This is a genomic window from Nocardioides ultimimeridianus, from assembly GCF_054777895.1.
On record NZ_BAAHAB010000005.1, the window covers coordinates 185,069 to 205,531 of the forward strand.

Annotated in this window: 15 protein-coding genes; 9 read left to right on the forward strand and 6 right to left on the reverse strand. The window is 71.0% G+C overall.

Features of this window, described 5'->3' with window-relative positions:
• Nucleotides 1–25: 25 nt before the first annotated feature.
• Complete coding sequence (gene sucB / locus ACYU8V_RS06120) at nucleotides 26–1,840, forward strand: 2-oxoglutarate dehydrogenase, E2 component, dihydrolipoamide succinyltransferase (RefSeq protein ID WP_460845933.1); 1,815 nt, start codon at nucleotides 26–28, stop codon at nucleotides 1,838–1,840.
• Here the strand turns inward: sucB and ACYU8V_RS06125 are convergent.
• Nucleotides 1,825–2,358, reverse strand: a complete 534-nt coding sequence (locus ACYU8V_RS06125; RefSeq protein WP_460845934.1) for a hypothetical protein — start codon at nucleotides 2,356–2,358, stop codon at nucleotides 1,825–1,827. The genes sucB and ACYU8V_RS06125 overlap by 16 nt on opposite strands.
• 178 nt (nucleotides 2,359–2,536) lie before the next feature.
• On the opposite strand from ACYU8V_RS06125, the gene lipB reads away from it, so the two are divergent.
• Genes lipB through ACYU8V_RS06150 form a run of 5 tightly spaced genes read left to right on the forward strand, consistent with a single transcriptional unit; the run spans nucleotide 2,537 to nucleotide 6,845 of the window.
• Nucleotides 2,537–3,253, forward strand: a complete 717-nt coding sequence (lipB, locus tag ACYU8V_RS06130; RefSeq protein WP_460845935.1) for a lipoyl(octanoyl) transferase LipB — start codon at nucleotides 2,537–2,539, stop codon at nucleotides 3,251–3,253.
• Nucleotides 3,254–3,263: 10 nt separating this feature from the next.
• Nucleotides 3,264–4,193, forward strand: a complete 930-nt coding sequence (locus ACYU8V_RS06135; protein ID WP_460845937.1) for an ABC transporter ATP-binding protein — start codon at nucleotides 3,264–3,266, stop codon at nucleotides 4,191–4,193.
• On the forward strand, nucleotides 4,193–5,161 hold the full coding sequence (locus tag ACYU8V_RS06140; RefSeq protein ID WP_460845938.1) for a hypothetical protein: 969 nt from the start codon (nucleotides 4,193–4,195) through the stop codon (nucleotides 5,159–5,161). The genes ACYU8V_RS06135 and ACYU8V_RS06140 overlap by 1 nt, the downstream gene beginning before the upstream one ends.
• Nucleotides 5,162–5,182: 21 nt before the next feature.
• A complete protein-coding gene (gene lipA, locus ACYU8V_RS06145) occupies nucleotides 5,183–6,118 on the forward strand; it encodes a lipoyl synthase (RefSeq protein ID WP_460845940.1) in 936 nt (311 codons plus the stop codon).
• Between the two features lie 22 nt (nucleotides 6,119–6,140).
• Entirely contained in the window at nucleotides 6,141–6,845 is a 705-nt protein-coding gene (locus ACYU8V_RS06150; protein WP_460845941.1) for a DUF4191 domain-containing protein, read from the forward strand.
• Nucleotides 6,846–6,848: 3 nt separating this feature from the next.
• On the opposite strand, the gene ACYU8V_RS06155 is transcribed toward ACYU8V_RS06150, so the two are convergent.
• The 5 genes from ACYU8V_RS06155 to ACYU8V_RS06175 form a co-directional block, all read right to left on the reverse strand.
• Nucleotides 6,849–9,632: a hypothetical protein gene (locus ACYU8V_RS06155; protein ID WP_460845942.1), complete on the reverse strand. Its 2,784-nt coding sequence runs from the start codon at nucleotides 9,630–9,632 to the stop codon at nucleotides 6,849–6,851.
• Between the two features lie 133 nt (nucleotides 9,633–9,765).
• A complete protein-coding gene (locus ACYU8V_RS06160; protein ID WP_460845943.1) occupies nucleotides 9,766–12,648 on the reverse strand; it encodes an ATP-binding protein in 2,883 nt (960 codons plus the stop codon).
• A 50-nt stretch (nucleotides 12,649–12,698) separates the two neighbouring features.
• Entirely contained in the window at nucleotides 12,699–12,905 is a 207-nt protein-coding gene (locus ACYU8V_RS06165; protein WP_460845944.1) for a hypothetical protein, read from the reverse strand.
• 102 nt (nucleotides 12,906–13,007) lie between these two features.
• A complete protein-coding gene (locus ACYU8V_RS06170) occupies nucleotides 13,008–13,880 on the reverse strand; it encodes a DUF6612 family protein (protein ID WP_460845945.1) in 873 nt (290 codons plus the stop codon).
• 23 nt (nucleotides 13,881–13,903) lie between these two features.
• A complete protein-coding gene (locus ACYU8V_RS06175) occupies nucleotides 13,904–14,359 on the reverse strand; it encodes an RDD family protein (RefSeq protein WP_460845946.1) in 456 nt (151 codons plus the stop codon).
• 165 nt (nucleotides 14,360–14,524) lie between these two features.
• Here ACYU8V_RS06175 and ACYU8V_RS06180 point away from each other — a divergent pair, with 165 nt between their 5' ends.
• From ACYU8V_RS06180 to ACYU8V_RS06190, 3 genes are all read left to right on the forward strand, one after another.
• Nucleotides 14,525–16,702: a glutamine synthetase III family protein gene (locus ACYU8V_RS06180; protein ID WP_460845947.1), complete on the forward strand. Its 2,178-nt coding sequence runs from the start codon at nucleotides 14,525–14,527 to the stop codon at nucleotides 16,700–16,702.
• Between the two features lie 112 nt (nucleotides 16,703–16,814).
• Nucleotides 16,815–18,233, forward strand: a complete 1,419-nt coding sequence (gene glnA / locus ACYU8V_RS06185) for a type I glutamate--ammonia ligase (RefSeq protein WP_460845948.1) — start codon at nucleotides 16,815–16,817, stop codon at nucleotides 18,231–18,233.
• 431 nt (nucleotides 18,234–18,664) lie between these two features.
• The gene (locus tag ACYU8V_RS06190) at nucleotides 18,665–20,458 is read left to right on the forward strand and encodes a hypothetical protein (RefSeq protein ID WP_460845949.1); all 1,794 of its coding nucleotides are present in this window, start codon (nucleotides 18,665–18,667) and stop codon (nucleotides 20,456–20,458) included.
• Nucleotides 20,459–20,463: the final 5 nt, after the last annotated feature.

Below are 20,463 nucleotides of genomic sequence, written 5' to 3' on the forward strand. Positions count from 1 at the left end.
CACCGACCCACGAAGTCGAGGAAACATGGCCACTGAAGTACCCCTCCCGGCACTCGGAGAGTCCGTCACCGAGGGCACCGTGACCCGCTGGCTCAAGCAGGTCGGTGACAGCGTCGCGGTCGACGAGCCCCTGCTGGAGGTCTCCACCGACAAGGTCGACACCGAGATCCCCTCGCCCGTCGCCGGCACGCTGCTGGAGATCAAGGCCGCCGAGGACGACACCGTCGAGGTGGGTGCCGTGCTCGCCGTGATCGGCGCTGCCGACGAGGGTGGCGCGTCCGCCCCCGCGGCCGAGCCCGAGGCGCCGGCCGCTGCCGACGCGGAGCCCCAGGAGGAGCCCGCCGCTGCCGAGGCGCCGGCCGAGACCCCCGACGCTCCCGCTGCGCCCGACGCCCCCGAGACGCCGTCCCCCGACGCGACCGCGGGAACCGAGGCCCCCGACGGTTCCGCCGCCGGTGCCAGTGGCACCGCCGTGACCCTGCCCGCGCTGGGTGAGTCGGTCACCGAGGGCACCGTGACCCGCTGGCTCAAGCAGGTCGGCGACAGCGTCGCCGTCGACGAGCCGCTGCTCGAGGTCTCCACCGACAAGGTCGACACCGAGATCCCCTCGCCGGTCGCCGGCACGCTGCTGGAGATCAAGGCCGCCGAGGACGAGACCGTCGAGGTCGGCGCCGAGCTCGCCATCATCGGCAGCGGTACGCCGGCGGCCGCCCCCGCCGCTCCCGAGCCCGCCCCGGCCGCGCCCGAGGCCCCGGCTCCCGCTGCCGAGGCGCCCGCCGAGGAGACCCCGAAGCAGGAGGCGCCGAAGCAGGAGGCCCCGAAGCAGGAGGCCCCGGCCGCGCCGGCTCCCGCCGCACAGCTCCCGCCCGAGCCCGCGCCGGTCGCCGAGAAGCCCGCCCCCGAGCCGTCCGCGGACGGCCCGAGCTACGTGACCCCGCTGGTCCGCAAGCTGGCCAACCAGCACGGCGTCGACCTCGCGTCGGTGACCGGCTCGGGCGTCGGTGGCCGGATCCGCAAGCAGGACGTCATCGCGGCCGCCGAGGCCAAGAAGGCTCCCGCGGCCGAGGCCCCCGCTGCCCCCGCGGCGGCAGCCCCGAGCGGCGGCGTACCGGCTCCCTCGCCGTCGCCGCTGCGCGGCCAGACGGTCCCGATCAGCCGCCTGCGCGCGATCATCGCCAAGCGGATGAACGAGTCGCTGCAGACCTCCGCGCAGCTCACCCAGGTCGTCGAGATCGACGTGACGAACGTGGCCCGGCTGCGCGAGAGCGTGAAGGAGGAGTTCCTGGCCCGCGAGGGTGTGAAGCTCACCTACCTGCCGTTCTTCGCCAAGGCCGCCATCGACTCGCTCAAGGCGCACCCGACCCTGAACGCCGCCATCGACACCGATGCCGGCACGGTGACCTACTTCGACCGGGAGAACCTCTCGATCGCGGTCGACACCGAGAAGGGCCTGATCACGCCGGTCATCAAGGACGCGGGCGACCTGTCCGTCTCCGGCCTGGCCAAGAAGATCGCCGACGTCGCGCAGCGCACGCGCACCAACAAGATCGGTCCGGACGAGCTGTCCGGCGGCACCTTCACGATCACCAACCTCGGGTCGGTCGGCGCGCTGTGGGACACCCCGATCATCAACCAGCCGCAGGTCGCGATCCTCGGCCCGGGCGCCGTCGTGAAGCGCCCGGTCGTCATCGACGACGAGCACCTCGGCGAGACGATCGCGATCCGGCACATGTGCTACTTCGCGCTGACCTACGACCACCGGCTGGTGGACGGCGCGGGCGCCGGCCGCTTCCTGCAGGAGGTCAAGAAGCGCCTCGAGGCCGGTCAGTTCGAGGTCTGAGCCGACCGCAGCACCCAACGCCCCTCGACCCGCCGGAACTCCAACCGGCGGGTCGACGCGTTGTCATGGGGCAACGGATAGCGGTGGCCGCCGCCGACGGCGTACGCCGCCACCAGCCGGTCGGTCACCACGAGCACGATCCGCCGGGCCGTCCGCACCTCGAGCCGTACGCCGAGCAGCTGCATCGACATCCCGCGGACCCGCAGGCCCCGGGCCGACCAGCGCCGCAGCATGGCCAGGTCACGCCGTCCGGCGGCCGACCTGTCGGCGTACAGGCGGCGCAGTGCGGTGGCGTCGCCGTGCGCCCACGCGTGCGCCCGGGCGCGGTCCCAGTCGCGCAGCACCACCAGGGCGCGGACCGCGGCGACGGGTCCGGCCGACCGGGCGGCCGGTGCGACGTCGGCGACCGGTCGCGGCGCCGCGTCGGGCCGGCCGAGTCCGAGGAGCAGCGCACCGACCACCAGCACCAGGGCGATGACAGCGCCGGTGCCGAGTGCGCGCAGGCCCGAGATCCGCATGCCCCAGTCCTACGCGGTCCGGGCGAGATCCGCATCCGGTCATCCACAGGCCTCCGACCGGCAGCGCGGTGAGAGGAGGCGCCGGCGGGATCCTCGCCGGGGATGTCAGCGGTTCTGTGGCCGCCGCCGGCGACTCCGGAGACGCGCTCGGTCCAATGCGGCGAGTAGCCTGATCGATGTGACTGAGTACGTCGAGCTCGGCCAGGTCGACTACCAGGCGGCCTGGGACCTGCAGCGGACCATCCACGCCGAGGTCGCGGGCGGCGCACGCGAGGACACCGTGCTGCTGCTCGAGCACCCGCCGGTGTTCACGGCCGGCAAGCGGACCGAGCCCTGGGAGCGACCGGCCGACCCGGGCGGCGCCGAGGTGCTCGACGTGGACCGCGGCGGCAAGATCACCTTCCACGGGCCGGGGCAGCTGGTCGGCTACCCCATCGTGACGCTCCCCCAGCACGTCCTCGTCGTCGACTATGTGCGCCGGATCGAGGAGGCGCTCATCGCGGCGTGCGCCGAGCTCGGCGTGACGACGGCCCGCGTGCCCGGCCGCAGCGGCGTGTGGCTGCGGGCCGACGAGCACGGCCCGGAGCGCAAGATCGCCGCGATCGGCATCCGGGTCAGCCGCGGCGTCACGATGCACGGGTTCTCGCTGAACTGCGACGTCGACATGGGCTGGTACGACCGCTTCGTGCCGTGCGGGATCGCCGATGCGTCCGTCACGTCGCTGTCGCGTGAGCTGGGTCGCGACGTGACGGTCGCCGAGGTGCTTCCCGTCGTACGACGCCACCTGGACGAGCTCCTCGCGTGGGGCGATTACACGCCGACCCCCGACTACGAGCCGCGCCCCGACCCGGCGAAGATGCCCCGCATCCCCGTGCTGCGTCCCGCATCTGCGTAGCCTCGGGCGCATGCCTGAGCTGGTCGTCGACGCCGAGGGTCTTCGCAAGCAGTACCGGAGCCTGGCCGGCGGTGCCCGCTGGGCTGTCGACGGCGTCGACCTGCGCGTCGCGCGCGGCGAGGTGCACGGGTTCCTCGGTCCGAACGGGTCCGGCAAGACCTCGACCATCCGGATGCTGCTCGGCCTGAGCCGCGCGACCGCCGGGAGGATGGCGCTGTTCGGCGAGCCGGTCCCCCAGCACCAACCGGCCGTCATGAGCCGGATCGGTGCCGTCGTGGAGTCACCGAAGTTCTCGCCCGGGCTGACCGGGCGGCACAACCTGCTGCTGCTCTCGCGCTCGGTCGGCCTCCCCGACCGCAAGGTCGACGAGGCCCTCGAGGCGGTCGGCCTCGGCCAGCGCGCGAAGCAGAGGTACAGCGGCTACTCGCTCGGCATGAAGCAGCGGCTGGCGGTCGCAGCGACCCTGCTCCGCGACCCTGAGCTGCTCATCCTCGACGAGCCCTCCAACGGCCTCGACCCCGCCGGCATCCGCGAGAACCGGGAGATGATCCGCGCGATGGCGGAGCGCGGCGTGACCGTGCTGCTGTCCTCGCACGTGCTCGCCGAGGTGCAGCAGGTGTGCACGTCGGTCACGATCCTGGGCCGGGGGCGCACCCTCGCGGCGGGTCCGGTCAGCGACCTGCTGACCCCGACCACCGGCGTACGCCTGGTGCCGACGGACCTGGACCGGGCTGAAGGAGTGCTGTCGGCCGCGGACCTGTCGGTACGACGCGACGGCGCGGCGCTGGTCGTCGACGGCGTCGCGCCCGAGCGTGTCAGCGAGCTGCTCGCGGGGTCCGGCGTGTGGCTCAGCGAGCTCGCTCCGGTACGCCGCGACCTCGAATCGGTCTACCTGGAGCTCACCAGCGGCCAGGACCTGGCTGCGGAGGGGGCTGCGTGATGCGCCACCTCATCCGCGTGGAGCTCGACCGCATCCGGTGGCGCCGGGCGGTCCGCGTCCTGGTCCCCATCGCGCTGCTCATGCCGCTGGCCATGCTGATCATCTGGACGGCGAACACCAAGCCGCACGACGCGCAGGCATGGGCGAGGGCCGAAGCGCGTGCGCAGCGGCAGATGAGCTCCCCGGCCTTCCAGCGCCAGATCGACCGCTGCGTGGCCGAGAGCTGGAACGGGCCCGGGACGACGCGCGACCAGTGCATCGCCGAGCAGGGGCCCCGGCCCGAGTGGTTCCTGTCCTACAACGAGATGAAGGCCCATGACGCCGTCGCGGGCTTCGCGCCCGCGGCCGCGCTCCTGGTCGTCGGCGCCATCGCCCTCGCGGCCATGACCTACGCCGGTGCGGACTGGTCCAGCGGCTCGATCAGCAACCAGCTGATCTTCAACCCGCGAAGACTCCAGCTCTACGGCGCGAAGCTCGTCGCCATCGGCGTACTGGGAGCGGCGGTGAGCCTGCTGGTGAAGGCGGTCTGGTGGATCGCGTTCAGCGGCATCGCCCAGGTGCGGGACCTGCCATGGCAGTCGGAGTGGACCGGCGACGCCTTCGCGGTCGCCGGCAAGGGGGCCGCCTTCGCGGCCCTGATCGGCATCGCCGCCTTCGCCCTCACCACCCTCGTCCGGCACACCGTCGCGGCGCTCGGCACCACCCTCGCCGTGCTGGCCGTCAGCACCGCCTTCATCCACGGCCTCGACACCGGACGGCTCCAGGCGCTCAGCCCGGCCCTCAACACGGCGGCCGTGCTGTTCCACAACGTCACCTACACGACCAACGACTGGCACCTCGAGGGAGACATCCGGTACGCCGGCGTCCACCACATCGGTGCCGCGCAGGGCTTCGTGCTGTGGGCCGTCGTCGGCCTGGCCCTCGTGCTCGCCGGGGGCGCCGCCTTCCGCCGGAGGGACGTGCCCTGACGGTCAGTAGACTGGCCTGCTGTGAGCACCACACCCGACGGTAGGAAGCTTCTCCGGCTCGAGGTACGCAACGCGGAGACCCCGATCGAGCGCAAGCCGTCGTGGATCAAGACCCGCGCGAAGATGGGTCCGGAGTACACCGCGCTGCAGAGCCTGGTGAAGTCCGAGGGGCTGCACACGGTGTGCCAGGAGGCCGGCTGCCCCAACATCTTCGAGTGCTGGGAGGACCGCGAGGCGACCTTCCTCATCGGCGGCGACCAGTGCACGCGGCGCTGCGACTTCTGCCAGATCGACACCGGCAAGCCCGAGCCGCTGGACCGCGACGAGCCCCGCCGGGTGGCGGAGTCGGTGCAGAAGATGGAGCTCAAGTACGCCACCATCACCGGCGTCGCCCGTGACGACCTCCCCGACGGCGGCGCGTGGCTGTACGCCGAGACGGTGCGCGCCATCCACGAGCTCAACCCCGGCACCGGGGTGGAGAACCTGGTGCCCGACTTCAACGGCGACCCCGACCTGCTGGCCGAGGTCTTCGAGTCCCGTCCCGAGGTGCTGGCCCACAATCTGGAGACGGTGCCGCGGATCTTCAAGCGGATCCGGCCGGCTTTCCGCTACGAGCGCTCGCTGGAGGTGCTGACCGCGGCGCGGGCGTTCGGGCTGGTCACGAAGTCCAACCTGATCCTGGGCATGGGCGAGACCCGCGAGGAGGTCTCGCAGGCGCTGCGCGACCTGCACGAGGCCGGCTGCGACCTGATCACCATCACCCAGTACCTCCGCCCGAGCCTGCGCCACCACCCCGTGGAGCGGTGGGTCAAGCCCGAGGAGTTCGTCGAGCTCCAGGCCGAGGCCGAGGAGATCGGCTTCGCCGGCGCGCTGTCCGGCCCGCTCGTGCGTTCGTCGTACCGCGCCGGACGCCTGTACCGTCAGGCAGCCGAACTTCGCGGACTCGCCGTCCGCTGACACACAGGAGCAGCATCACCCGATGTCGAATCTCGACCCCACCCAGATGAGCCGCCGCCAGCAGGTCCGCGAGACCTTCCGGATGACCCGCCAGGTCGACCCGGCGGTCGTGTGGTGGATGCTCGGCGCCTTCGTGGTCGGCGCCGCCGTCGGCTTCTCCGCGATGTTCTTCCCGACCGGCGGCAGCACGGTCAGCCTGATCTTCGCCATCGTCTCGGGCCTGCTGCTCGGCTTCCTGCTGATGATGATCGTCTTCAGCCGACGCGCCCAGAAGGCCGTCTACCTGCAGCTCGAGGGCCAGACCGGCGCCGCCGCGCGGGCGCTGTCGATGCTGCGCAAGGGCTGGCACGTCGAGCAGGTCGTCGGCTTCACCAAGCAGCAGGACCTCGTGCACCGCGTGGTCGGCCCTCCGGGGATCGTCCTGGTCGCCGAAGGCAACCCGAACCGCATCAAGCCGGTCCTGATCAGCGAGCACAAGCGACACGAGCGGGTCGCGGGCGACTTCCCCGTCCGTGACGTCATCGTCGGCAACGACGAGGGCCAGGTCCCGCTGCCGAAGCTGGTCCGGCACATCCAGAAGCTGGGCCGCGACGTGAAGCCCGCTGAGATCACCGACCTGCTCAACCGGCTGCGCGCGCTGGACTCCCAGCGGGGCAAGGCACCGATCCCGAAGGGACCGGTGCCCACCTCGATGAAGGGTCAGCGCGGAGGCCTGCGGGGGCGCTGAGCCTCAGCAGCTCGGCGCCACCGAGGAGAACGTCCCGAACAGCGTGTACGCGCCGTTCAACGCGGACGACGGCTGTTCCCGGGTGAACCACGGCAGCAGGGCCTCGTCCTGCAGGTGGTAGCCGTCGACGATCCGGGTGGCGCCCACGAGCGGGTCGCCGGTCTCGAGCAGCCGCTGGCATCCGTAGCTGCTCGCCGGACCGGGCAACGGGGACTGCCAGCTCGGCACGATGTTGTCGGTGAACGGGTCGGCGAACCACTCGGCGACCTCGTGGCTGAGGACCGCCGCGTCCGGGAGCGGGCTGGGGTCGTCGGACCACGACCCGTAGATCCACGTCTGCCGACCGCCGTCCGCGGTATCCCACCAGCCGTGCTCGCCCTTGAAGGACGGCGTGCGCGTCTGGTGACCGATGACGATCGGCAGCGTCCGCGGTGAGATGCCCGCGGAGCTGACGATCCGGTGGATCTGCGTCTGGAGCCACGACCTGTCGACGACCGCGCTGTGGGTGCCGTTCGGGTTCGTGACGACGTCGCCACTCCCCTGCGGCACGACCAGGTCGACCGCCGGGTGGACGTCGGGATCGCCGAGCACGACGTGGTACGCCGGGTCGCTGCCACCATCGCTCCACAGCTGCGCCCGCATCATCGCGTCGCCGTACTGGGTCTTGCCCGAGGGGAACTGCGCGTCGCTGAACAGGGGTGACGCGGCTGCGCGGTCGGCGTCCGAGGTCGCGTCCCAGACCGATCCGTCCGGCATCGTCAGGCGCAGCGGGATGATGACGGCCGGCACCCGGGTGGTCGACGGGCTCGTCCTCGGGTCCGTCCCGACCATCCGGTAGGCGTACGGGGAGGGGCGGCCGTCCTGGTCGAGATGCCCGACGAAGAAGGGCACGGTCGGGCCGACGGCCGAGCTGAAGGTCGTCGGGGCGTCGGGGGCCTCGTCGGTGCGCGCGGTGGCGACCGGCGTACCGGATCGGGCGTCGACGGCCGTGATGCGCGTGGACCAGCTCGTCAGCAGCTCGCGGTCGACCCGGGGCTGGTAGCTGACCGCGGTCCAGATCCGGCCGTCGGCCCCGACGCTCGCCGTCGAGAAGTCGTCGGCGTTGGCCGTGCGGTCGGAGGAACCGAACCACTCGTAGCCGGCGAAGCTGTCCAGCGGGACCTGCCCGCGGCCGACGATCCGCACCGGCCCGGCGCCCGACTCGTCGATCGGTGCGATCGCGGCCGAGGGGAAGTAGTCCGGGCCCACCAGCTCGAAGGCGATGGCCCCGTGCCCCGTGCTGTCGACGGCGATGGAGCTGGTGATCGCGCTGTTGCCGGCGACGGCGAGGTAGCCCTGCTTGGCAACGTTCACCGACAGGGTGCCGTCGCCCACGTCGGGGACCAGTTGGAACCACGCGACACCGGCAGTGGCCGGCCCCCGGCCGGTCCGCACCTGGGTGGCCTGGCTGACCCACAGCCGCCCGTCGGCGTACTCCGCGCCCGAGCAGCGCTCGGCGTCGAGGATGAACTCGAGCGGCGCGGGACCCCATTGCCGACGCACGTAGCGCGCCAGCGGGCGGTCGCCCTCGCGCTGTACGACGGCCTCTGCCTCGCCCTGCGTGGCCTCGGTCTCCACCTTCGTCTGCACCAGGGACAGCGAGGGGTTCGCGTCCGCCAACGATGCCGTGTTCGTGATCGCCAGGACGAAGACCGCGCCGCGCATCGGGCCGCACGCGGCCGTCAGGTACTCGGTTCCCCCGTGGCTCTCGGCGTACGTCGCTCCCGGCGGCGTCTGGGCCGGCGTCGGGCCGACCGGGTACGGCGTGCCGTCGGCGGGTCGCGCCTCCGTGATCGCGACCGCCGTGGTGGCCGTCCGGTCGACGAGCTGTGTCTTCGAGATCGCGAAGACACGGAAGCCGGACGACGTGCCCGATGACCCGAACAGCGTGGTGGACAGGAAGATCCCGTTGCTGTCGGCCCCGATCGCGAGCAGCGCGGGCGTGCAGGAGCAACCCGGGACCGCAGCGGCACCGTCGCTGCCGTCACCGCTGACCGGGAGGTTGTAGACGTCCCAGCTCCCGCGCGGGTCGTCGGTCCGGCTGACCGCCAGCTCGATCGACGCACCACCGTCGGTCGAGTAGCGCTGCGTGCTGATCATGAAGCGGTCCATGGCCGCGTCGAAGTAGCAGCGCTCGTGGGCGTGCGCGTAGGTCCCGAGGGCCAGCGGGCCGGTGGACACCTCCGCCTCGCCGTCCCCGAGCAGCTGACCGATCGCGACCGTGCGGGTGAGGGGTGCGCCGTCCGTGGTGAAGACGCGGGCCGCGTCCTGGACGGTCTCGAGCACGAAGCCGTTGCCCTCGCACACCGAGGGGCTGGCACCCAGGTAGCCGACGGCGTTGTGGCCGTCGTCGGCCAGCTTCTGCTGCAGCTCGGTGATGCCGTCGAAGCCGCCGGGCCGGTTCCGGACCGGCGTGATCCCGACGGACGGCGGCTCGTCGCCGACCTCGGTCGGCGAGGTGCCGCCGTCGAAGCTGGGCGGCGGGTTCCCGGCACCCCAGTCGGACGGAAGCTCGTCCGACCGCAGTGCAGGGGCCCTTCCCACGGTCGCCAGGGTCGTGCTGGCCTGCCAGGCCAGGGCGACCTGGGTCTCGCTCGCGCCGGCAGGAAGGGCCGGAGCCCCATCCGGACCGGCCATGGCGGGTGCGATGGTTCCCGGTACGGCGACGGCCAGCGACGCCGCGCACAGCGCCGCGGCCGCGACGAATCTGGCGGCGAGCCGTGGCCCGGAGGAATCGAGTCTGTTCATCACGTGGTCCTTTCAGGGAGCGACACCGACCCGACCGGGGTCGACTGGGGCCGATGCTCGCGCTAAGACGAGGCTCCGGGCATCGGGGATGCGCCCTACCTTTTGAGGCGTCCGGCCGTAAGGAGTCGGTGGATCAGATCCCGAGGTCGCGGGCGATCGCGCCCGCCTCCGCGCGGTTCGTCGCACCCAGCTTGGCCAGGATGTTCGAGACGTGCACCGACGCGGTCTTGGCGCTGATGAACAGCTGGTCGGCGATGGCCTGGTTCGTCGCGCCCCGCGCCACCAGCGCGAGGACCTCGCGCTCCCGTGCGGTGAGGCCGTGGTCGACGACGCCGGCGGTCTCGTCGCGGGCCATGCCGGGCAGCCGCACCCGGGCCCGGCGGGCGGACCGCTCAAGGTCGGCGGCCAGCACCGACCCGATCGCCGTCGCCCGCTCCCAGGCCGGGACGAGGATCGCGGAGGGGTCGCCGCCCTCGGCGTACGTGGCGTCGGCGAGCCGCCAGGCGACGTACAGGCAGTCAGCCGCGTCCGGCCCCTCACTCGGTACGTCGAGCACCGCCTGCCAGCACGCGGAGGAATCGGTGCCGGTCGCGCGAGCGCTCTCGGCCTCGATCGTCCGCCGCAGCCGCTCCCGCTCCTGGCGCATCGGCTCTGACAGGCCGGGCGGCGCCGCGAGCCGGTCGGCGAGCTCGGCGCAGGTCGCCAACGCCTCCTCGGCCACTCCCGGGTCGGCCAGCGCCCGGTCGGCGAGCGCGCGGGCCGCCGTCGGGTAGTGGACGATCGTGGCGGGGTCGACGGGCGCGCCGACCAGGGCTGCCGTGCCCAGCTTGAGGAGCTGCTCGTCGCCGGTGCCGAGGCCGATGAGCAGCTGGATCCAGGCCTGGGGCCCCTCCCACTGCGGTCCGACCGCGCCCCCGGACGAGACCAGCGCGTCCAGGCACAGCCGGGCCTCGTCGTACTGACCGCGGCGGGCGGCGAGGATCGCGGCGTTCACCCAGCGGAAGTTGCGGATCATGCCCTCGTGGCGGCTGAACCGCAGCCGCCGCAGCATCGCGGCGGCCTCGTCCCAGTCGCCCCTGCGCACGAGCGTCCAGCACAGATTGAGCCGCTGGAAGTCGAGGATGGCGCCGGCGAATCCCCGCTCCTCGCACAGCCGCACCGTCTCCTCGGTGACCCGGTCACACTCGGCCAGCTGTCCGGCCGAATCCAGGGCTGTGCTCAGATTCGCGCCGGCGTGCACGTAGGCGTCGAGATCGCCGTCGGCGAGGGCCAGGGCGAGCGCCTCGCGGGCCATCGCCAGCCCCTCCTCGACGTCGGCGCCCTGGAACACCAGCGCACACCCGGTCGCTTCGAGCGCACGGATCTCGCCCCACCGCGATCCGTGCGCCCGGGCGAGCGCGAGGGCCTCGCGGCCACACCCCTCGGCAAGCTCGTAGGCGCCCCGGACGACCGCCTTCATGCCCTGCTGTGCCAGCAGCTCGGCACGGGCGACGCCCGGCTCGGAGCCGATGTCGTCGAGCGCGGCCTGCACCAGCTCGTCGCCTCGTCCGGGCTCGCCGACGATCCACAGCATCTCGGCCAGCAGCCGGGTCGCGACCAGCACGGTGGCGAGGTCCGACCTCGGGACGGCCTCGAGTGCGCGCTCGTAGTGGGCCCGCGCCGCGACGTTGTCACCGACCCGCGACGCGGCCAGTCCCGCGGCGATGCGGAGCTCCCCCAGGCTCGGCTCGCCCGCGTCCCCGCTCACCTGCGACGCCAGGCTCACCGCCCGCTCGTAGTGGACGTGCGCCTCGGTGATCGCATAGGTCTCGCTGGCACGCTCGGCCGCCCTGATCGAGGCGGCGTACGCCGTCTCCAGGTCGCCGGCCTGCTCGGCGTGGAAGGCGATCTCCCCCGCGGCCGCCTGGGCACCGCCCTCGGCGAGTCCGGGGTCGGCGACGAGCGCGTGGGCGATGCGCTGGTGCAGGGCGATCCGGTCGCCCGCGAGGAGCCTCGCGTACGCCGCCTCCTGCAGCAGCGCGTGACGGAACGTGTAGCCGATCGGGTCGACCACCAGCGCTCCGTCCTCGACGGCGGCGCGCAGGCCTCCGGACAGTGCCGCAGGGTCGAGGTCGGCGACCTGCTGCACGAGCGCGTGCGAGGCGCGACGCCCGATCGCGGCGACCACCTCGACGGCGGCCCACGCGGTGTCGGGGAGCCGGTCGAGGCGCGCATCGAGCACGTCGTCCAGCGGGGACGGTGCGGCAGTCCCCTGCCCGGCGTACGCCGCCACCAGCTCCTCGACGAAGAACGGGTTGCCCTCGGCCCGGTCCACGATCCGGTCCAGCGGCAGCGACGATGCCGCGCCGCCCACCAGCGAGCCGACCAGCTCGGTGACCTGCTCGGCCCCGAGTGGTTGGACGTCGACGCGCGTGACGACGGGAAGCCGGGCGAGCTCGGCGAGCAGCGGTCGCAGCGGGTGCCGCCGGCGCATCTCGTCGCTGCGGAAGGTGACCAGCACGAGCCGGCCCGGCATCGCGGTCAGGGCCAGGAACCGGACCAGGTCGAGCGTGGAGGCGTCGGCCCAGTGGAGGTCCTCGATCACGAGGACGGCGGGCCCGGTCGGTGCGATCCGGTCGAGGAGGACCGGAAGGGCCTCGAACAGCCGCAGCGGGTCCTGCGCCGCCCCGCTCGGGTCGCCGGTGCTCAGCCTCGGGACCAGGGCGAGCAGCGGTGCGGCGGAGCCGTCGAGGAGGGCCGCGGCGGCCTCGTCCCCACGCTCGTTCGCGAGGCGGCGCAGGGCCCCGGCCAGCGGCAGGAACGGCACCGCCGCCTGGCTCAGCTCGACGCACCCGCCGACCAGTGCGGGGACCTCCGGGTGCGCGGCGAGCAGCTCGGTGACCAGGCGGGTCTTGCCCGCGCCGGCCTCACCGGCGACCAGGACGACCTGCCCGGCCTGCTCCCCGGCGGCGGCCAGCGCGGCCTCGAGCGCCTGGAGCTCAGGCGCCCGGCCGACCAGCGGCGCTCGGGAACGCATGTCGCCGAGTATGCCGCCGTACCGGCCCTCTTCGCCGGGCATCGCAGGACTCAGTGGGCGAAGATCGCCGCGAGGAGCGGCCGGCGGGTGCGACCGGCGGTGTCGGCGATCCGGGCGGCGGCCCGGGCGGACCGCGCGTCGGCGCGCTGGTCGGCACGGGCCTGCCGGGCGATCCTCACCAGGCGGTGCTGCTCGGCGGTGCGGACGCGGTCCTCGGTGACGACGCGGGCCATGTCGAAGGCGGGGTGGGTGTACATCGGGTTCTCCTCAGTTCAGTGGTGCTGACTGAGGACGACGCTCGCCCTAAGACCCCGCCTCCGGCATCGGGACAAATCCCTGAATTCGGGCCCTGCGGTACCTCAGCCGCCCATGCCGGGAGCGGTGGTGACCTGGCTCGCCGGCGGCGCCTGGACGCTGACCTTCTTGCCGAAGTCGCTGAGGACGGTCGTCATGGAGCCGGTGCCGAAGTCGACCTCGGTCTTGACCGCGCGGCCCTGGTCGTCGACCCAGATGTCCTCGTCGGCCTTCGAGCCGATGCTGGCGGACGCCGAGCCCGGCAGGTTCGGGAACATCTGGGCCATCGCGGCCTTGAGGTCGATGGTCATCTTGTAGTGCTTGACCGCCGCGCCGTTGACGCTGTCGGGGCCGACGTAGGTCGCCGAGTCGATGAAGCCGGCCATCTTGTCCATCAGCCCCAGCGGGTTGGTGAGAGCGTCGCTCATCCCGCTGCCGCCCATCATCGAGCTCACCTGTGCCAGATCGACCTTGATCCACTTCCCACCGGTGGTCGCCCCGGGCATCTGCATGTACATCGCGCCGTCGACGAAGCGCTCCTCGATCTTGGTGCCCGCCATGGTCATCGTCATGGTCATCGCCATCGGCTTCATCTGGACGTCGGCCTCGCCGTGCACCTGGACCGAGGACCCGGCGGCGGTCGTGTCCATGGTGAGGGTCTCGTGCGCGGTGTCGATCGCGCCGACGCCCTTCTTGATGATGGCCGTCATCTCGGCCGCCGTGAGCGAGGAGCCGGCGGCGGCGCTCGGCGCGCTGGACGCGGCGGTCGGCGACGGGTCGGACCCCATCGAGGTCGTCGACGTCGTGGGGGTCGAGGTGGAGCCCGCCGCGAGCGGGCTGTCGCTGCCTCCGCTGCCACAGGCGGCGAGGCCCGAGACGAGCAGGGCGGCGACCGCGCCCACGGAGGTACGTCGGATGAGGGCTGTGGTTGCACGCATGGCCGGGAGCCTACGTGGTCGCCCTACCTCCCCCGGGGACCCATCAGGCCGCGCATCGTGGCGAACGTGACGGTCGACGTACCGGCCGCCAGGTCGTGCAGGCCGCGGCCGTCGTTGCGGAAGACGAGCGGCGGGATCACGAGCAGGATCAGGATCTGGCGCAGCATGATCTTCGCCGGGTGCAGCCGCCGCAGCCGCCCGTCGGCGGGGATGACGCAGAGCCCGGTGAGCAGCTTGCCGATCGAGCCCCCGCCCAGCCAGGTCATGACCGTCGACTCGATGACGAAGACCGTGGTGACCCAGCCGGAGGAGCTGGGGTCCGGGGTCTCGTGGTGGAACGCCGAGTAGAACGGGATCGCCGTCGGGCCCACGAACGCCGTGACGACCAGGATGCACAGCGCCCAGTCCACCGCCAGCGCCAGCATCCGGCGCAGCCAGGACGCGTCGGGGATCGTCGTGGGCGCAGTCGTGGTCGGCACGGCGTAGAGCGTAGGACGCCGTACCTGCGCCGGTGCCGCCGCCCGTTCCGAAAGTTGTTTACATGCCCGAAACAATCGGGCAATCCCGCGAAACCTGACCTCCGTAGCGTCCGGTCAGTAACCGAACCGATCCGACGCACTGCGCGTCACTGCGAGGAGCTGTACATGACCGCGAACCCCACCCGCCTGGGTGCGATCCGCGAGATCGAGGCCAACGAGGCCCCGGTCCCGTTCTTCGACGGCAAGGGCGACTCGCCCGAGATCTTCGGCGAGAACGTCTTCTCGCTCCCGGTGATGGCCAAGCGTCTCCCGAAGTCGGTCTACAAGTCGGTCGCAGCGACCATCGAGAAGGGCGAGAAGCTCGACCCCGCCATCGCCGACGTCGTCGCCGCCGCGATGAAGGACTGGGCGATGGAGAAGGGCGTCACGCACTACGCGCACGTCTTCTACCCGCTCACCGGCCTCACCGCCGAGAAGCACGACTCGTTCATGGAGCCCGTCGGCGACGGCACCGCGATCTGGGAGTTCCAGGGCAAGATCCTGGTCCAGGGCGAGCCCGACGCGTCGTCCTTCCCCAACGGCGGCATCCGCGCCACGTTCGAGGCGCGCGGGTACACCGGCTGGGACGTCCAGTCGCCGGCGTACATCGTCGAGAACCACAACGGCTCGACCCTGTGCATCCCGACCATCTTCGTGTCGATGACCGGCGAGGCCCTCGACTACAAGACCCCGCTGCTGCGCTCGCAGAACGCGATGTCCGAGCAGGCCAAGCGCGTGCTGACCCTCTTCGGCCACAAGGACATCGACAACGTCGTGTCCTACTGCGGCCCCGAGCAGGAGTACTTCCTGGTCGACACCTCCTTCGTCAACTCCCGCCCCGACCTGCTCAACGCCGGTCGCACGCTCTTCGGTGCCAAGCCTCCGAAGGGCCAGGAGTTCGACGACCACTACTTCGGTGCCATCCCGGAGCGCGTCCAGAACTTCATGTTCGACACCGAGCGCGCGCTGTTCAAGCTCGGCGTTCCGGCCAAGACCCGCCACAACGAGGTCGCGCCCGGCCAGTTCGAGATCGCGCCGGTCTTCGAGAAGGCCAACCTCGCCGCCGACCACCAGCAGCTGCTGATGTCGACGTTCAAGGCGATCGCCAAGAAGCACGGCTTCGAGGCGCTCTTCCACGAGAAGCCGTTCGCCGGCGTCAACGGCTCGGGCAAGCACGTCAACTTCTCCTTCGGCAACGGCAACCAGGGCAACTTCCTCAACCCCGGTGACAGCCCGCACGACAACGCCCAGTTCCTGGTGTTCTGCGCCGCCGTCATCCGCGCCGTCCACCTGTACGGCGGCCTGCTGCGCGTCGCCATCGCGTCCGCCGGCAACGACCACCGCCTCGGCGCCAACGAGGCCCCGCCGGCGATCATCTCGATCTTCCTGGGCGACCAGCTCCAGGACGTCTTCGAGCAGATCAAGAACGGTGGTGCGACCTCCTCGAAGCAGAAGGGCGCCCTCTCCGTCGGCGTCGACAGCCTGCCGGTCCTCACCCAGGACGCCGGCGACCGGAACCGCACCTCGCCGATGGCCTTCACCGGCAACCGGTTCGAGTTCCGCGCCGTCGGCTCGGCCCAGACCGTCGCCGCGCCGATGATCACGATCAACACGATCATGGCCGAGGCGCTCGACTACCTCGCCACCGAGATCGAGGCATCCATCGCGTCCGGCACCGAGTTCAACGCCGCCGTCCAGGAGGTCCTGGCCAAGGTCATCGACCAGCACGGTGCCGCGGTCTTCAACGGCAACGGCTACTCCAGCGAGTGGCACGAGGAGGCCGTGACCCGCGGCCTGAAGAAGCTCGACACCACCGTCGACTCGCTCCCGGAGTACCAGACCCGCGAGGCCAAGGAGCTGTTCAGCAAGTACGGCGTCTTCAACGAGGCCGAGCTGGAGGCCCGCTACGAGGTCGCCCTCGAGCAGTACCTGATGGCGATCAACGTCGAGGCCAACCTGACCGAGGAGATCGCCAAGACGACGATCCTCCCGGCCGCGGTCCGCTACCAGACCGAGCTCGCCGCCAACGTGGCCTCCCTCAAGGCCGCCGGTGTCGACGCCGACCTGACCGACCTGAACGAGCTCTCCGGGCTCGTCGCCGCGCTGCGCGCCGCCATCAAGGGTCTCCAGGACGCCGTCGCGGGCCAGCACGAGCACGAGGGCCTCGCCGAGGCGCAGTACGTCAAGGACGTCGTCCTCCCGGCGATGCTGGCGGTCCGCGAGCCGGCCGACGCCCTCGAGGCCGTCGTCGCGGACGATCTGTGGAACCTCCCGACGTACCAGGAGATGCTGTTCATCCGCTGAGCGAGCTGATCATGCTGCGGCCGTCGTCCTCCGTGGACGGCGGCCGCATGCCGTTTTCACCGGTGTAGGTTTCCAGGCAACGAAAGTGCCCCGCTTCAGTCAAGGAGAAGGCGTGTTCAACAACAGCGAAGAGCTGCTCAAGTTCATCGCGGACGAGGGCGTCGAGATGGTCGACGTCCGCTTCTGCGACCTGCCCGGCATCATGCAGCACTTCACGGTGCCGGTGTCGTCGTTCGACCAGTCCGTCTTCGACGACGGTCTCGGGTTCGACGGGTCCTCGATCCGCGGCTTCCAGGCCATCAACGAGTCCGACATGGCGCTGTTCCCGGACCCGACGACGGCGTACCTGGACCCGTTCCGCAAGCGCAAGACGCTGAACATGAACTTCTTCATCCACGACCCGATCACCGGTGAGGCGTACTCGCGCGACCCGCGCAACATCGCCAAGAAGGCGCTGGCCTACCTAGCCTCGACGGGCATCGCGGACACGGCGTTCTTCGCGCCGGAGGCGGAGTTCTACATCTTCGACCAGGTCCGCTACTCGACCGGCGCGAACGAGGGCTACTACCACATCGACTCGATCGAGGGCTGGTGGAACTCGGGCGCCGAGGGCGACAACCTGGGCTACAAGACCCGGTTCAAGGGCGGCTACTTCCCCGTCGAGCCGTACGACCACTACTCCGACCTGCGCGCCGACATGAGCGCCAACCTGGAGGCCGTGGGCCTGCAGGTGGAGCGGGCGCACCACGAGGTCGGCACGGCCGGCCAGGCGGAGATCAACTACCGCTTCGACACGCTGCTCAAGGCCGCCGACGATGTCATGAAGTTCAAGTACATCATCAAGAACACGGCCTGGGAGCAGGGCAAGTCGGTCACCTTCATGCCGAAGCCGATCTTCGGCGACAACGGCTCGGGCATGCACGTGCACCAGTCGCTGTGGAAGGACGGGTCTCCCCTGTTCTACGACGAGACCGGGTACGCCGGCCTCTCCGACATGGCCCGCTGGTACATCGGCGGCATCCTGCGCCACGCCCCCGCGGTCCTGGCGTTCACGAACCCGACGGTGAACTCCTTCCACCGCCTGGTGCCCGGCTACGAGGCGCCGATCTCGCTGGTCTACTCCTCGCGCAACCGCTCGGCGTCGGTCCGCATCCCGATCACCGGCACCAACCCGAAGGCCAAGCGCATCGAGACCCGGTTCCCCGACCCGTCGGCGAACCCGTACCTCGCGTTCTCCGCGCTCATGCTGGCCGGCCTGGACGGCGTACAGAACAAGATCGAGCCCGCCGCCCCGATCGACAAGGACATCTACGAGCTCCCGCCGGACGAGATGGCCGAGATCGCCCAGGTCCCGACCTCCCTCGGTGCCGTCCTGGAGGCCCTCGAGGCCGACCACGACTTCCTCACCAAGGGCGACGTCTTCACCCCGGACCTGATCGAGACCTGGGTCGACTACAAGCGCACCCACGAGATCGCCCCGGTCCAGCTGCGGCCGCACCCGCACGAGTTCGAGCTGTATTACGACATCTGATCAGTCGTGGTCGAGTAGCTCGAGCCATGGCGCGGGCGTATCGAGACCATCGCTGACCTGGGGAGAACGCCGCCGGCGACCTTCGTGGTCGTTCGGCGGCGCTTCTCGTTGTCGGGGCGTTGGCCCGTTGCATCTCTGGTGCACATAGCCGAGCATCTCGATCGGCTCACCACTCGCTCGTGTACCACAACCTCCCGTGCCTCATCCGCGCCCAGCGACTGGGCAGCGCCAACACCGCGGCTTTGAGCCGAATCTCGACGTAACCGGCACAACTGAGTCGCGATTCGCGTCGAATCCCCCATGGCATCCGACCTCCTTCACTAGGCTGCACAGAAGAGCGCGTTTCGGCCGACTGGCCGGGCGACGAAGAGCAGTCTCCGGATTTGCTGGGCGGTCACACAGCGCGCAGCAGGCTTCACAGGTGGGTGGCCTTGACCTTGCAGTGGTACCTGAGCGTCGACGGTCAAGATGACATCCAGAAGCCCACGATGGACGACCTCCGCGCAGCTTGTGCCGCTGTCCGCGACGGCGATGCGGACTTCTTCGTGGCAGCCCGCCGGACCGCGGACGACGAGTTCATCCAGTCAAGCGGCCCGGCCGGTGACGATCTGGACACGTGGAGCGTCGAGCACGCGGACTCGACCGGCCACTACGTGGGGGAAGTGGCCGCAGCCGCCGTCCCCGGACTCGTCGATCAGTGGGCGACGCGGGCCGACGGCTGGGCGGAGGGGATCGACTGGCGGCCTCTGGCACTCGAGGAACTGCAGCGGCTGGAGCCCACTGACTCCGAGATCTTGCAACTGCCGGAGCTGGCCCTACCGCCCGGGACCGCGCTCGAGCACCTGCTCGAATGGCCGTTCGTCTACATCGAGGCCGATGGGAGCCTTGTCGCGGACACCGACGCGATCTCCGACATCGACCTCCTCGCGGGACCTTCCCGGCCGGTGACCGTGGACGGGGAGCGCAACCGCCGCTGGTCCGACCTCGCCCGGGTCGGCACCGCTCACGTGGTCAGGACGCGCACGCTTCTGCACCCGGCGCACCGCGCCGCGATCGAACGCCTGGTCAGCGACCCGACGTACCTGTTGGGCGACCGGTTCGACTACGTCGTCGAGGACTTCCAGGAGATGCTCCACTTCGCACGCTCGTTGAAGGACATCTACGAGCGTCGCGTCGGTGGGCCGTTGGACGAGCGTGCGAAGAAGCTGGCCGCGGCCGTGTTCGCGGACGAGTCGTTCGACCACCTCGAGCACGAACGGACGAGCACGCTCGTACGGGATCTGACCTCGAACGAGGAACCCCGAGTCGCTCGCCTGATCGAAAGGAGGCTTCGCCGATTGGTCGAGAAGGCGGGTCTCCAGGAGCGCGATGAGGCGCGTGCGGCCATGACCGCAGCCGACTATCTCGGCAGCCTCAGCCCGGCAGAGCGCGACCGGCTGGGTATGTCGAGCTCTGCCGAGCTGCGTCGATCGATCGAGGCGGCCTACGCCGAGCTCGGCCATGCACGCGCCGGCCTCGTGGCGCAGCAGGTGTCCCGATCGCTCGATCCGCAGCGATCCGAACGGGAGCTCCGTTACGCGACCGTTGCCCGCGCACTCCTCGCAGCCGGCGTATCGAAGAAGGACGCCGCCGCTCTGCTCGGGATCGACCAGCGCAAGATGTCCATGGCGGTCAGGGAGGCCCCCGAGGACGTCTGCCTCGAGGCCGACGATCACCTCCGCACGGTCGGGCCAGACGTTGTGCGCTTGGTCCCGGGATGCCCCAGCCCTGCCGAGGTCCTCCGCGCACGGGAGCATCAATCGAATGCCAAGCGCGACATGCAGTCGAACGCGCGAGCTGAGATTCCTGCCCTCGTCGCGACGGCACTCGCGGAGCTGGGGGCCGAGGAGCTGGATCGTTTCCCCCTCATGACCCACGAAGATCGGCAACGTCGCATCTCAGAGATCCTTCCCGCCGTGCCGGCAGCCGTCGTGGAGAACGTGTCCATGGAGGTGGGTGCCAAGCTCCGAATATCAGCCACGTGGGAGGAGCGGGCACGACGGTACGGAGTCGCGGTCAACGCGCTACGAGCCCGCGGAGCCACGCTCAAACAGGCCCGGGACCACCTCGGGATCTCCCCCCACGCTGAGGCCAGTGGTCGCCGCATGGCCGGACCCGATGCACGTCTTGCGAACTTGCCTGCCGATGACCTGTTGCAGGGCATCGTCGCCCGATACGAGCCGTGATGAGG